The organism is Methylocaldum sp., from assembly GCF_039794385.1.
Classification (GTDB): Bacteria; Pseudomonadota; Gammaproteobacteria; order Methylococcales; family Methylococcaceae; genus Methylocaldum.
The window spans coordinates 1-12,908 of sequence record NZ_JBDIVO010000110.1 but is presented as its reverse complement, the minus strand read 5'-3'; the positions used below and the strand labels follow the sequence as shown (position 1 = coordinate 12,908).

Sequence of the window (12,908 nt, the reverse complement as noted above, 5' to 3'; positions counted from 1 at the left end):
AGGCGCGGCCAGGGTAGCGGGGCACTCAGGTAGAGGGACACGCTGCGGAACCCGTGATCGGGCAAATCCTGACCCGGAGGCAGTCGGCGATTATCTGGCGCAACCGCCGCCAGGACGGTTTCCGGATCGACGGCGCCGCGCACCGCGACGAACCGGGGCGTGGCCGGAGCAAGCTCGTCCAGCCGGGCCGCCAGGTGCGTCATGTGATTCTTGCTTGCCCGATCGGTGTGGGTGAGCACCAGGACATCCGCCCAAGCCACCTGGGCACGGGCCTCGGGAAAACGGTCCAACTGTTCCTCGGCTGCCGGTACCGACACCGTCGCGATCACCGCTTGCAGATGGTAGCGGGAGGCCAGCCAGCGGTCCCGCAGCAGCGTGTCCAAAATGGGTTCGGGGCTGGCGACGCCGCTGGCTTCGATGACGATCCGGTCGAACCGAGGCGAATTGGGGTTTTCCCAAGCCAGCCGGAGGTTTCTGAGTACCGGCGCCAAGGCGCCCCGCACCTGGCAGCACAAGCAACCGCCGGACAGGGTCATGAGCGGGATGTCCTGGCGCCCGATTAAGACCTGGTCCACCGGGGTGGCGCCGAACTCGTTGATCAGCACCGCCGTGCGTGGCGCCTGACTGAGCAGGCGGTTGAGCAGCGTGGTCTTGCCGCTGCCGAGAAAGCCGGTCAGAACAATGACGGGTAGCGGGGTGTTGGGGTTTAGCGGCATGTTTGCACCGCTGCTGGCCGGTTCGAAACGGGAACCGCCCGAAAACGTTCCGCATCCTTGAGGGCGAAGTCCACGTCGTTTACTTTGAAGTGATCGAGGGACAAGCTGTAGAAGCGGTCGAAATGAGCTTTGACGGAGCGCTCGATGCGGTGGTCGTATCCGGGCTGAACCATCTGAGCCATCCCATGGACCCGCTCGACCACTTCGCCGTCCCGCACCACCACGCGCCCGTTTTTCAATACCAGCGCGGCGTCGTCGAACATGGCGCGCGGGTCGGACCGCGGCCGATAAACGGCGATATCGGCGACGGCGCCGGGGGCGAGATGGCCCCGGTCGCCAAGTCCCAGCAAACGGGCCGGGGCGGCGCGGGTCATGATCGCGATTTCAGGGAGCGAAAACTCCCGCTTCAGCTCCGGCAAGAGGGTCAGCGCCAAGGCTTCCTGATTAAGCCGTGCCATGCAGGACTGGCGATAGTCGGCGTCCATGAGCAGGCGGATCAGTTCCGGATAGGCGGTGAAGGGCGCGCCGTTGGGATGATCGGTGGTGAAGAACACCCGCCAGGGATCTTCCGCCAGCAGGAAGATTTCCAGGCCGATGGCCCACTGTAAGGTGTTGACGAAGCTTTTTTCCCGGTAGCGGTAGGGCACGATGCCGCCCGCACCGTCACATTCGGCGTCCCACATCACCCATTTGCCGGGGCTGGCATCGTCCCGGCGGCTGTATTGAGCGGTGACATCACCGGAAATCGTCACGGTCCGGCCGAACAGTACCTGGCCGACGTCCATCGTGATATTCGGATGGCGGCGGAAGGCTTCCATCAGGCGCGCCGCGCCCGAGGAAAAGCCTTTGGCGCCCTCCTGTCCGTAGCCGTAGAACTGGATGTGCGCCAAGTGCATGGGCAAGCCTTGCGCGGCTTCCATGGTGGCGACGGCGGTGTCCACGTTGCCCGGCATCCCCAGGTTGTTGCAGTGGACATGGACGGGATGCGGAATGCCCAGATCGCACACCGCACGCTGCAGGGCTTGCAGGATATGCCGGGAACTCACGCCGTAGAACGGCACCACATCATCCAGATCAAAACACCGCACATTCCATTTGAAGGCATTGGCCCCGCCGGCGTTGATGACCTTCAGGCCCAGGCAGCGGGTGGCGTTCAAGGTCCAGGCCACGTAATCGTCGACTTGCGCCTGGCTGGCCTTGTCGCGCAGCAGCCGCAACAGGAAATCGTCGCTGCCGAGGATGGCCAGGCCGGCCGTGTCGATGATCGGAATATCCGCCATTTGTAAGTGGGCATCCAGGGCGTTGGCCGGCAACACCGCCGGTTCGACCACGGTGGTGTAGCCCATTCGGGCGTAGCGGTAGCCGGTGTCCGTGCTCGACCATTTAGCCGTGCTGAACGGGTGGCCGAACCGTCGGGCCATGACATTGCGGTGCTGTTCCGGCAGCAGCACGCGGGCGGTGTTGACGTTGCCGCCCGCAATGTGGCTGTGGATGTCGATGGCCCCGGCCATGACGATATGTCCGGAGATGTCGTGAACCGTGTCGACTCGCGCGCCGGGACCGGGGTCGGAGACGATAAGGCCGTCCCGCACGAACAAGTCGCGGATTTCTCCCGCGAGCCCTTGGGTTGGGTCGTAGATCTCGCCGCCCGCCAATTTGATCAGCATGGTTCGGCGCTCACAGCAGATCCAGGGTCAATAGGAGACGGCGCGGTTCCGCCGGCGTCGGCTTGGGCGAGCGGTGCACCAGCCCGTGGCCCTTGTTGCCCTCCCACTTGCCGCCTTTCATCAGCCCGACCGCATAGGGCGGCATGGCGTGGATCGCGGTTTCATCCAGAATCAGCCCGGACTCCTCGTCGGGCAACCCTTGCGCACCGGGTCCCAGCTTGGTCCGGTCCACGCAGTCATCCGGCAGCCACTGGGTGCCGACGCCGCCGTAGGTGCAGACCAGACGAGCGGGCACATGATCGACGTGGAAGCGCGGACACATGGGCCTGGCCAGGGTGCGAAGGCGGAGGCCCGCCCGCTCGGATTCGAACAAGTCGCAATAGGCGCCGGTCAAGCGGGCGACATCGCGCCACCAGTCGTCATGCCCCGAAATGTGCTTGCACTCCGGCAACAGCGAGCCGAAATCGAAATGCTCGAAACGAATTTCTTCGGCCAGTTCGATTTCAATCGGGCTTCGCAGGAGTTCGATCACAAACCTCCGAAGCGGCTCCTCGGGTTGCCTGTGAATCAGGCACAGGCTCACCCCGTGCTCGTAGATGCGGGCGAGGTCGGCCAGATCGTTCGACTGGACGGCGAAAGAAACCCTTTGAGCGGGTTCGATCCGGTGGGCGGATGCGGTCATGGAACCTCCTTATCCGGGTAACAACAGGTTTTCGAAAACGACGATGCCTTGCATGAAGCCGATCCCGAGGCCGAAGGTGGTCGCTTGTCCGACCAGGCCGGGCAGGGTGGGAATTTCGTGCAGGGCGGGAATCAGGTCGGAGCCGGCGATATAGATGAAACCGCCGGCGGCGAGGGGCAGCAGCAGGATCAGGGAGGACTCGGCCGCCTGACCCAGGGCCAGGGTGAAAACGACGCCAGCCATTACCGTCAGCGAGCAATAAAAGTTGTAGAGCACGGCCTGCCGCGGAGTGTAGCCGCCGTAGACCAAGGCGCCCACGTCGCCTAATTCCTGGGGGACTTCATGGGCCACGATGGCGAAGGTGGTGGTGAAGCCGAGGATCGGATCGGCCAGGAAGCTGCCGGCAATCAGGATGCCGTCGACGAAGTTGTGGATGGCATCGCCGATCAGGTTCATTCTGGCCAGGGGCCGAATATCTTCGGAGCCGGTATCGAGCGCGAAACGATGGTCATGGCGCCAGCGCACCGCTTTCTCCAGCAGGAAAAAGACGAATACGCCGACGAGGGCGGTCATGCAGACCGTCGACACCGAGCCGTGGCGCGCGGCCGCATCGGGAATCAGATGGATGAAGGCATCGCCCAGCAATACGCCCACCGCCAGGGAGACCAGATTGGGCACTATGGCCGCCAGCCGTTCCGGCTTTATCCACAGGACGAACAACCCGCTGAACGAGACCAGGCTGACCGTTAGTCCCGCGGCCAAGGCATAGATTGCGGTGACCCAGTCGTTCACGCGTCCGCCTCGTCCTGAGGCCACGCCGGGAAACGGTCTTCGCAGGCTCGCCAGACCTCGGAGCCGACGTCAGCCACCGTGACCAGCGTAGCGGATCGCGCCATGGCGGAGAGGCTTGCGCCGTCCTCGCCGCGAAAGGTGAATGCCGCGTCGGTGGGCAACGGTCCTGCGATACCTGCGGACCGATCACACGCATTCTTGTGTTTCATTCTGCGGGCCTCCATGCCCCCGAATTCGCTCCGGGCGAATTTGTCGATCGCCGGGTAGCCGAAGCGCCTCTCGTGCGGCAGTCGTCCGACCTCGCGTCGGTCGTTGACGATCACCGCCACCAGGCGCTTTTCCCGATTGGACAGAAGGTGATTGAGCAGGGTTGTCTTGCCAGGTCGAGCGAAACCCGACGATACGGTAACGAGCGGTTTGCGCGGCAAGTGATCCGAGTTGGCTGTACGCATCGACGACTGAAGAGTCATATAAAATGTTATAGCGTTACATTATTTGGAAATGAGGCGCACGTTACTCCGTTGGTTCCGGGACTTAAGGGCTTGTTTGCGTCAACAGCTGAAACGATCGCCGCTTTCCACGCAGCTGTTCGGCGGGGATGGCCCGGTTGCGACAGCCAGCGTGGTAGGTATGGGAGGATGAAACAGTTCCATGGGCGGCGAAACAGGGGTTGACATCATGGATCGATCACGTCCTGCCCAGATCAATGATGTGACTATATAACATAACTTATCTGGGCCGCAAGCTCATGGATCTATGTTGCGGCTACTGGCCGGCGTCAAGGCGGATGTCATCCTCGGATGACTCCGCCGAGGAGGGCCTCTGCATTCTTGAGTAGCCTGGGCCAGGAGTCACTGCTGGCCTCGACCGTGACATGAACCAGCTCCTGGTGAACGCGTAATAGCCCTCTGAAGTACTCCGGGTGAATATCCTCTTCCATGGCCAGGTTGCCGATGCAAGCGAACTTGCCTTTGCCGACGCGCCAAATGTGAAGATCGCAAATTTCGGCCTGGATCGGGCTTGCTTCTATGATCGCGCGGATTTCCGCCGTCACCGGGGCGTCCATTTCGCCATCGAGCACCGGACGGGTGGGCTCCTCGGGTTTTTGGCCGCGGGCGACCGCTAGCATCGCCGTTCCGACCCATACGATCCACGCTGAGATGGGGACCCGGCCCTTCAGTGATGCGTTCATCAGAGACCTCCCGTCTCATCGTTCGGGAGGAGTTCGTAGCTGACGACCCGGTGGACCGGATCCACCTGGAGGCGAAAGGCCGGCCCACCGAGGACCCGCAAGGCGTCCTGCACGGTGAGCGGTCCGAGATGGCGCTGGACATCGGGAACCGTCTGATTCAGCAGCACCTGCACCTTTGGGCCGTGTTCATCGGGATCGGCAAGCCGATACCCGGAATGCCGCAACAGATACTCCGCCGCGTCCCTGACCGTAAAAATGTCCCGCGGGAGGCGGACATCGATGACCATGAGAAGCGGATCGATCTGTTCCGCGCTGGGCCTCGCCGTCACCACCGAGTAGCGCCCGGTTTGGACCCGGATCGGTTCGAGGGTCTTCACCGGACGGTTCCCGGAGGCTACCGGATTCGCTTGGGCGTCAGAACGATTCGCTACCGGTCTTGCAGGCGGCCCGGACAGACGCTTCGTGTGTCCGGCACAGCCGGTTAACGTCAGGCTGAGCGCCAGGATCGGAAGCAGTGTCTGGTAGGGAAGCTGTCGCATCGGCGGCCCGTATCGATGGTGTTGCGCCGATGGTGCAAGCATTATCCGGTGGATTCAAACGGAAACCGTTCATCGATTCGTGGGCGGTTTGGCTACAGGCGTTTCCATATTCCAATTCCATTTGTTGGAGGACGGGTACCCTTTCCATTCAAGCCCTGTCCGGTACCTTTTTCCCTTCTTTTCCGGACCTTTTGGCTCTTTACCGTTTGTTTTGTCGAACATCCTATTGGTCGGTAAGGTGTGATTGTATTTTCAAGATGGGTGAAGCCTATGCCTATTTCGGTCAGACTCGATCCGGCGTTGGAGGCGCGGCTGGATCAGGAAGTCCGGCGCCTCGGCGTCACCAAGTCGGAATTCGTCAAGGATGCGCTTGAGCGGGTTTTAGGGCTCAAGAGCCCGGCAAGCCTGTTGCAACAGGTCAGGAGCGGCACTCCGACGGGCGTTCCAGCGTGTCGGAAGACGTCTCAGCCAAAGTGAAGGCCAAGTTGCGCGCGAAGCGTTCTGATTGATGCCGGTCCGCCAGTGTACCTTTTGCGGTGAGCGAAGCGCGTTTTCAGGAATGACTGGTTATCGGCAACTTGTGGTCGCACAACATCTGTCCCCACATTGAAATTCTTTTCGGTGCCACATTTGAAGAATCGCTAAAAAGCCTTCGCGAGAGTCAACGGGATCCAGTTAAAGCCTCGGATCGACCGGTTCCGACTCCAGCGCCAGCACGCCGAACACGCATTCGTGTACCCGCCTTAGCGGCTCTCCTGCGACGAAGCGTTCTAAAGCCTCCAGCCCCAATGCAAACTCCCGGACGGCCAGCGCCCGTTTGCCGGACAGGGCGCGTCTGCGTAGCCGCTGGAGATTGGCCGGTTGGGTATATTCCGGACCATAGATAATGCGCAGGTAATCCCGGCCGCGGCATTTCAGTGCCGGCTGAACCGGTTTGCCGGAAAGCTTCGGTATGAAGTCCACCGGTTTGACGACGATGCCTTCGCCCCCTTCATCGGTGAGTCCGAGCCACCAGTCCTCCAGACCTGCACGGGCAGCGTCGTCGCTCAGATCGATGATCCGGAACGGCGTGGCGAGCAGGAAGCCGTCGCCATGCCGGGAGAGGCGATGTAAAGTTTCCATGTGCCAGACATGGGTGCGGTCGGCGTGTACTTTGCCTTCGGAGGCGAGCAGATGGAAGGGCGCGAGGCGAATGTCGTCCAGCGAATGGGCATGCCAGCAGCAGCGCCGGTAGGCATCGACGAAACGCTGGGCATCGCGGGCTCGTTCGGTATAGCGGTCTCGTAACGCCGAAATGTCGAGGCCCCGCGTTTCGGCGGCGGCGATCCATTCCTGGGCCGGACGCAACATCGCCTTACTGGCGGCCCCTACGGCACCGTATTGCCGGGTCAGCAATTCCTTGGCTTTGAGCGACCACGGCATCAGTTCGCAATCGAGAATGAACCAGTCGGTCTGGAACTCTTCCCAGAATCCTGCAGCGCTCAAGGCTTCGCCCAGACGATCGAGTACCCTCTTTTCCAAGTCGGGCTCGTTGAAGAAGCGCCGCCCGGTGCGGGTGTAAACGATACCCCGGCCTTCGCCGGCCACTCCGAAACGGCGCAAGACCGCCGCTTCATCCCGGGCAATCGCGACGACAGCACGGGAACCCATGTGCTTCTCCTCGCACACGACGGAACCGACACCGGCCTTACGATAATAGTCCAATGCCTCGCGCGGATGTTCCAGGAAGCCGTCGAGTTCGCTGGTCTCCGAGGGAGACATGGTGGGCGGCAGATAGACCAGCCAACGTGGGTCCGCCGCGAAGCGGGTCATGACTTCCAACGCCGCCGCGGCGTTTTCGGGGCGAGTCGTAACGGTATGTCCTAACCGCGGATGGAGAATGCGTTTGCCGGACACGTCGGCGTAATCGAGCAAATCGTCAGCCGCCTGTTGCAGTGAAAGTGTTTCGGTCTGAGCCGAAAGCAGCGGGCGAACCGGTTCGTAGTAGGTGGCCATCGCCGGCGCGGCGACCAGTTCCTTTTCCGGCCAGCGCAGGGCCGTCAGTTCGCCGCCGAACACGCACCCGGTGTCCAGGCACAAGGTGTTGTTGAACCATTCGGCGCGCGGTACCGGTGTATGCCCGTACACCACGGCGGCACGTCCGCGGTAATCGGCTGCCCAGTTGTAACGGACGGGTAGTCCATATTCGTCGGTTTCGCCGGTGGTCTCGCCGTACAGGGCGAACTCGCGAACCTTGCCGGACCCACGGCCGTGCATGGTTTCGGGAAGACCGGCGTGGGCAACCGCCAGCTTGCCCCCGTCAAATACGTAATGGCTGACCAGGCCGTCCAGGAATTTTGCGACCGTGTCCCGGAATTCCGGAGTTTCGCTTTCCAGTTGTGCCAGCGATTCAGCCAGGCCATGGGTCTTCTGGACCTGACGGCCGCGCAACGCCCTGGCCAGCTTCAAGTCGTGATTGCCGACTACGCAGTAGCCGTTGCCGTTTTCCACCGCCCCCATCGCCAACCGCAATACGTCGGGGATGTTGGGGCCGCGATCCACCAGATCTCCGACAAAAACCAGCTTGCGTCCTTGCGGATGAAATACGGCGATATTGTCGCCGTCGCGGCGCACTTCGTAACCCAAGCGGGTGAGCAGCTGCACCAGTTCGTCGTAACAGCCATGCACGTCGCCGATGATGTCGAACGGTCCCGTCTCGGTCTTGCGGTTGTTCCACAGGGGTTGACGGTGAATCTCCACGCTGTCGGCCTCTTCCGGAGTGCGCAGCCGGTACACGTAGCGGAAGCCTTCCCGTTCCAATCCGCGCAGCGAGCGGTTCAGGGCGGCGGCCTGATTGCGGACGACGTGGGGACCGAACGACCGGTCCGGCCGTTCGGCGTTGCGCTCATGGCAGACATGCTCCTGCATGGCCATGACGATGGCCACGGGCAAGCAGTGGTATTCCCTAGCGAGCACCACCAGAGGCTTGCGATCCTCGGCCCGGACGTTGGTGGCGTCCACGACCGCGAGACGTCCCCTTTTCAGGCGTTTGCCGACCACGTAATGAAGGATGTCGAAGGCATCGCCGGTCGCCGACTGGTCGTTTTCATCGTCGGCCACCAAACCCCGGCAGTAATCCGATGAAATCACCTCGGTGGACAGAAAATGCTTCCGGGCGAAGGTGGATTTGCCGGATCCGCTTGGACCGATCAACACCACCAGGGACAATTCGGGAAGCGTGATCTTCATGCCGCCTCCCGCTCGAACACAGCCATTTGCGTCGGTGCACCCAACTCGGGGTCGATCTCGCCGATAGGTTGGAAACGCACTTGATAGCCATGATGGTCGGCCACGCGCCGGCCCCAGGACTGGAACTCCGTCCGCGTCCACTCGAACCGATGGTCGTGATGGCGCAATCGTCCCGCCGGGAGGGTTTCGTAGCGGATGTTGTATTCCACGTTAGGCGTGGTCACGATGGCGATGCGCGGCCGGGCACAGCCGAACAGCACTTTCTCGAAAGCTGCCAGACGCCCCAAGTCCAAGTGCTCGATCACTTCGATGGCCAAGGCGGCATCGAACCCTTCGATGCGCGCATCTCGGTAAGTCAGCCCGCCGTGAAGCAGCGTAATCCGATCCCGTACCCGCGGCGGCAACCGGTCCAGGTTCAGACGCTTCGCGGCGATTTCCAACGCGCGGATCGACACGTCGAGGCCGACCAGTCGGCCGATGCGACTGTCCTTCAACAACCGGGATAGCAACTTCGCCTCGCCACATCCCAAATCGACCACGGACTCTGCTTCGGCAGCATGCAGAACCTCCAACACGGCGCGAATACGAGCCTCATTGAGGGACAGGGGGGACTCGACCGCCGCCTCTTCCGAAGTGATGAAGGCCATATCGTTCACCGCCATATTTCCAACCTCCGTGACCGGACCATTCGGTTCGATGCCGTCGTCCTCTTCGGGCACATCGAGTCGGGAAAGGGCTTCCAGAGCCAGGCTGCGCTGGTGACGCAGATAGCGGCGGGCGATCAGTTCCTTCTCCGGGTGCGTGGCCAGCCAGCTTGCACCATGGCGCAGCAGTTTTTCCAGCTCATCCTGACCGACCCAGTAATGCTTCGTGTCGTCCAGGACCGGCAGCAGCACATACAAATGCGACAGGACGTTCTTGACGGTCGTGCAGGCGGCAAGGGTCAGCGCCACATAAGGACTGTCCCCCCACTCCGGGAAATGTTCGTCGAGGGGCAATCGGGTCGCTTCCGCCTCATAGCCGAGCGGCTCGAATAGAGCGTGAATCAATCCGGTTTCTCCCCGGACCGATACGGCAGGCAGCTTTACATTCAGCGATAACCGTTGCTCCACCAGGTTCGGCCGGGCATTGCAGCGGCCCTGCAAGGCCGAGGAATACACCTCGCCGATGGCCACCGACAGGAATGAAGAAGCGGTATAGGGGCGATCGTTGACGTATTGGTCCAGCAGCCCGCGGCTTGCCTGCGTCTTGCCCCGCACCAGCCCCACCGGATCGACCGCCACCAACAAGCACGCGGTGCAGCGGTCGGGTGATGCCTCTGGATAAAACACGTGGGCCTCGCCGAAGCTGAGGGAAAACGTCTGCACCCTGTCCGGATGCTTATGCAGCAGAAATCCCAGATCCGTTGCGGGCGACTGGGTGTTGGTGAGGGTCAGGAGCATGAAGAGCTTCCATGGTGAGGGGCATGATCACATCCATCCATCAGGGCGGAAGCGGAAAACGTCGACGCCAAAATCGACCGTATCATCCGTGTAACGATGGAGTCAGCGATTTGAGTTTAGCACGCGAAAGTGCAGAACGAGGTTTCACGGGGGGGCGACAGATTAAGGGCAACTTGAAAGGCAGGTATGCCTTTTACAACTGTCACTCAGATTTGGATCGTTGAGGTCCGCCCTTGACCAAATTTACAATTCGAACAGGGCTTCGTGAAGTCGACATTCTAGCTGGCTGATGCTCAAACGCGAACGGTAGAAATGGCCGTTAAGCAATCATTGGGCGCGCTATATATCTGTCCGGCGGCAGTTCGGCCGAAGCAGCCATTCGGCTCGCTCAATACCGCTTATTCATGAGCGTCCGCTTCCTTTGAGGCCGAGCGAGTGCTTCGTGCCAACCCCTGCGGTTCGACCATACGTGGACCCGATGGCGGCTTCCGAGCGGTCTTACGTACCCGCGCACCATTGGGCAAGTCTCGGCCGAAAGCGAGCGTTCGGCGCAAATTGGCAGGGACGTGGGCCGTGAGCCTCAAAGTGCCGCGAGCATTTCCACCAAAGCTCTGAGCCCGATCACTTCAACATCCGCCTTGATGGGATAGCGGTCGCTACCTCCATACACGACAATACGTCGATCCGGCCGCAGATCATCGCAGGCGATCTGGAAGCCTTTTTCCAACTTTGGAGACAGACCTCGCTTGATTTCGATAGCCCACAGGCCTTGGCCCGGCATCTCCAGTAGCAGATCGATCTCGGCGCCGACGGCGGTGCGGTAAAAGCTTGGCAGTGTTTGCTCCGGTGCAGCCGCGAGCAGATTTTCGATGACAAAACCTTCCCAACTCGCGCCAACAGCGGGATGGCCACTGAGCGCGTTATAGTCCGTCAACCCCAGCAGGGCATGGGCTATGCCGCTGTCTCGAAGATACACCTTTGGGGACTTGACCAGGCGTTTGCCGAGATTGGCGTGGAACGGCCGCAGGCGGCGGATCAGTAACAGATCGACCAGTAAATCGATGTAGCGTGTTACGGTTTGCGCGCTGATCATCAGGGAGGTGGCAAGGCGCGAGGCATTCAACAGGTCGCCCTGCTCATAGGCCAACATCGTCCACAGGCGCTCGAGGGTCTCCGCCGGTACCCGTGGACCGAATAGCGGAATTTCCCGCTCCAGATAGGAACGGATGAAATCCCTGCGCCAACGCAAGCTTTTCCGATCGTCCGCCGCGAGAAAGCTGTTGGGAAATCCACCCCGCACCCATAACCGAGCGACGTCTTCGCCATTGCCGGCCGAGGTTTCCAGAATATCGAATGGCCCCATATTGACGTAAGCGATCCGGCCCGCCAAGCTCTCGCCGGATTGGCGGAGCAAGCTCAGGGAGGCAGACCCCAGAATCAGGAAGCGCCCGGTTCGATAGCCGCTGCGGCGTCCCTCATCGATCAGTCCGCGCAGGCTCTGGAACAAATCCGGCATTCGATGGATCTCGTCCAGAACAACCATGCGGTCCCGGACGTTTCGCAGGAATAATTCCGGATCGGTCAATTTGGCGCGGTCTTCCCGTGACTCCAGATCCAGGTAGACGGAAGGACGCTCCTGCGCCAGGGTCAAGGCCAAGGTGGTCTTGCCGACCTGGCGGGGGCCTATCAAGGCGACGGCGGCCTGGTCGCTCAGGGCTTCTCTTACGATGGGCAGAATACGGCGAGCAATCATCCTTGCATATTATCCATCATGTGGATGATATACAAGGTTTGATAAACTATTGGCGAGCCATGATCTGACGAGATCAGTTGGATCGAAGCCGCTTTCTAGTCCCCAACAACTCAAACTCGCCTCCTACGACCGGTTCTTTCCCAACCGGGACACCATGCCGAAAGGCGGCTTCGGCAACAATACCTCGATCCTGGTGCATCGCAATGAACTGAAAATCGCGTCGGCGCCCGCCTCGATAGAGCCAAGCATGAGTTCAGATGGATTTCCGATAGCCACCGAAGTGCCCTATACGGCCAGAAACAGAGGTTGCTCTCACCGTCTGAAATTTGGCCTCAACGACCATTCGTCTTGACCGATACCGGTCGTTCACGAATGTCCCCTTCCTTCAAACTCGAGCGAGCAGTACGCGCCCTTAGGATACAGTCGAGTAAATTTCTTGAGAGACCGTGTATGGACCGGAAATTAAAGGGAAACCCGCCGCTCACGCTGTGGAGTGCCCAACTTTGCCGAATAGTCCCCTTTGTACTTGTAGGCACAAGATGGCCGCGGTTATGGCTAGCATCCAACGTCCACCCATCTCGTTAAAGATCATCCACGTCAACGTCAGGGGTTCATTGCGCACCACATGGGCCTGTTGCGCCATGTCCTGAAGCTGGATTTCCAGCGTTCCCAGCAATACAAAAGGGCCGGTGAGGCCGACGATGAATATCGACGTCGGCACACCCAATACCAGCAACACCGCGCGTTCGACCCAGCGCCGCGTGGGCCAGGCCATCAGGAGGGACCCTTCGATGACCACCGGAACCAGGGTATGCATCAGATGGGTTCCGGTCGTTACTGCCAGGCCCGCCGGAATCTGTTGGCCGCCGCCCAAGGGCAACGGCTGCAACAGCCAGG

General features: G+C 61.1%; 11 protein-coding genes and 1 pseudogene. 1 reads left to right on the top strand and 11 read right to left on the bottom strand.

The annotated features are described in order from the left end of the window. From ABJK70_RS11465 to ABJK70_RS11435, 7 genes are all read right to left on the bottom strand, one after another. Positions 1–716 (bottom strand): GTP-binding protein (locus ABJK70_RS11465; RefSeq protein WP_347258051.1); only part of this gene is annotated, 716 nt, incomplete at its 3' end. Next, positions 707–2,383 (bottom strand): formylmethanofuran dehydrogenase subunit A, encoded by a 1,677-nt coding sequence (locus tag ABJK70_RS11460; RefSeq protein WP_156879695.1) that lies wholly within the window; start codon positions 2,381–2,383, stop codon positions 707–709. The genes ABJK70_RS11465 and ABJK70_RS11460, both read right to left, overlap by 10 nt. 10 nt (positions 2,384–2,393) lie before the next feature. Beyond that, on the bottom strand, positions 2,394–3,065 hold the full coding sequence (locus ABJK70_RS11455) for a DUF1826 domain-containing protein (RefSeq protein WP_347258050.1): 672 nt from the start codon (positions 3,063–3,065) through the stop codon (positions 2,394–2,396). 9 nt (positions 3,066–3,074) lie between these two features. After that, positions 3,075–3,857 carry a ZIP family metal transporter gene (locus ABJK70_RS11450; RefSeq protein ID WP_077732437.1) on the bottom strand — a complete coding sequence of 261 codons (783 nt, stop codon included), beginning with the start codon at positions 3,855–3,857 and terminating at the stop codon, positions 3,075–3,077. Beyond that, the gene (locus tag ABJK70_RS11445) at positions 3,854–4,309 is read right to left on the bottom strand and encodes a GTP-binding protein (protein WP_347258049.1); all 456 of its coding nucleotides are present in this window, start codon (positions 4,307–4,309) and stop codon (positions 3,854–3,856) included. Before ABJK70_RS11445 ends, ABJK70_RS11450 begins: the two co-directional genes overlap by 4 nt. A gap of 338 nt (positions 4,310–4,647) precedes the next feature. Next, positions 4,648–5,049 carry a hypothetical protein gene (locus ABJK70_RS11440; protein ID WP_347258048.1) on the bottom strand — a complete coding sequence of 134 codons (402 nt, stop codon included), beginning with the start codon at positions 5,047–5,049 and terminating at the stop codon, positions 4,648–4,650. Beyond that, positions 5,049–5,588: a pili assembly chaperone gene (locus ABJK70_RS11435; protein WP_168175537.1), complete on the bottom strand. Its 540-nt coding sequence runs from the start codon at positions 5,586–5,588 to the stop codon at positions 5,049–5,051. Before ABJK70_RS11435 ends, ABJK70_RS11440 begins: the two co-directional genes overlap by 1 nt. A gap of 270 nt (positions 5,589–5,858) precedes the next feature. On the opposite strand from ABJK70_RS11435, the gene ABJK70_RS11430 reads away from it, so the two are divergent. Further along, entirely contained in the window at positions 5,859–6,065 is a 207-nt protein-coding gene (locus tag ABJK70_RS11430) for a CopG family transcriptional regulator (protein WP_077732441.1), read from the top strand. A gap of 198 nt (positions 6,066–6,263) precedes the next feature. Here the strand turns inward: ABJK70_RS11430 and ABJK70_RS11425 are convergent, their stop codons facing one another. The 4 genes and pseudogenes from ABJK70_RS11425 to ABJK70_RS11410 form a co-directional block, all read right to left on the bottom strand. After that, a complete protein-coding gene (locus tag ABJK70_RS11425) occupies positions 6,264–8,816 on the bottom strand; it encodes a polynucleotide kinase-phosphatase (protein ID WP_347258047.1) in 2,553 nt (850 codons plus the stop codon). Further along, positions 8,813–10,258: a 3' terminal RNA ribose 2'-O-methyltransferase Hen1 gene (locus ABJK70_RS11420; protein ID WP_347258046.1), complete on the bottom strand. Its 1,446-nt coding sequence runs from the start codon at positions 10,256–10,258 to the stop codon at positions 8,813–8,815. The genes ABJK70_RS11425 and ABJK70_RS11420 overlap by 4 nt, the downstream gene beginning before the upstream one ends. A 580-nt stretch (positions 10,259–10,838) precedes the next feature. Beyond that, positions 10,839–12,011, bottom strand: coding sequence for an ATP-binding protein (locus ABJK70_RS11415; RefSeq protein ID WP_077732626.1), 1,173 nt, complete (start codon positions 12,009–12,011; stop codon positions 10,839–10,841). Positions 12,012–12,492: 481 nt separating this feature from the next. After that, positions 12,493–12,908: pseudogene (locus tag ABJK70_RS11410) on the bottom strand (hypothetical protein); the annotation flags it as partial.

Excerpts from the sequence above, each read along its gene's own strand:
- ABJK70_RS11460 (WP_156879695.1), bottom strand. The coding sequence starts at position 2,383 with ATGCTGATCAAATTGGCGGGCGGCGAGATCTACGACCCAACCCAAGGG.
- ABJK70_RS11455 (WP_347258050.1), bottom strand. The coding sequence starts at position 3,065 with ATGACCGCATCCGCCCACCGGATCGAACCCGCTCAAAGGGTTTCTTTC.
- ABJK70_RS11445 (WP_347258049.1), bottom strand. The coding sequence starts at position 4,309 with ATGCGTACAGCCAACTCGGATCACTTGCCGCGCAAACCGCTCGTTACC.
- ABJK70_RS11440 (WP_347258048.1), bottom strand. The coding sequence starts at position 5,049 with ATGAACGCATCACTGAAGGGCCGGGTCCCCATCTCAGCGTGGATCGTA.
- ABJK70_RS11435 (WP_168175537.1), bottom strand. The coding sequence starts at position 5,588 with ATGCGACAGCTTCCCTACCAGACACTGCTTCCGATCCTGGCGCTCAGC.
- ABJK70_RS11430 (WP_077732441.1), top strand. The coding sequence starts at position 5,859 with ATGCCTATTTCGGTCAGACTCGATCCGGCGTTGGAGGCGCGGCTGGAT.
- ABJK70_RS11425 (WP_347258047.1), bottom strand. The coding sequence starts at position 8,816 with ATGAAGATCACGCTTCCCGAATTGTCCCTGGTGGTGTTGATCGGTCCA.
- ABJK70_RS11420 (WP_347258046.1), bottom strand. The coding sequence starts at position 10,258 with ATGCTCCTGACCCTCACCAACACCCAGTCGCCCGCAACGGATCTGGGA.
- ABJK70_RS11415 (WP_077732626.1), bottom strand. The coding sequence starts at position 12,011 with ATGATTGCTCGCCGTATTCTGCCCATCGTAAGAGAAGCCCTGAGCGAC.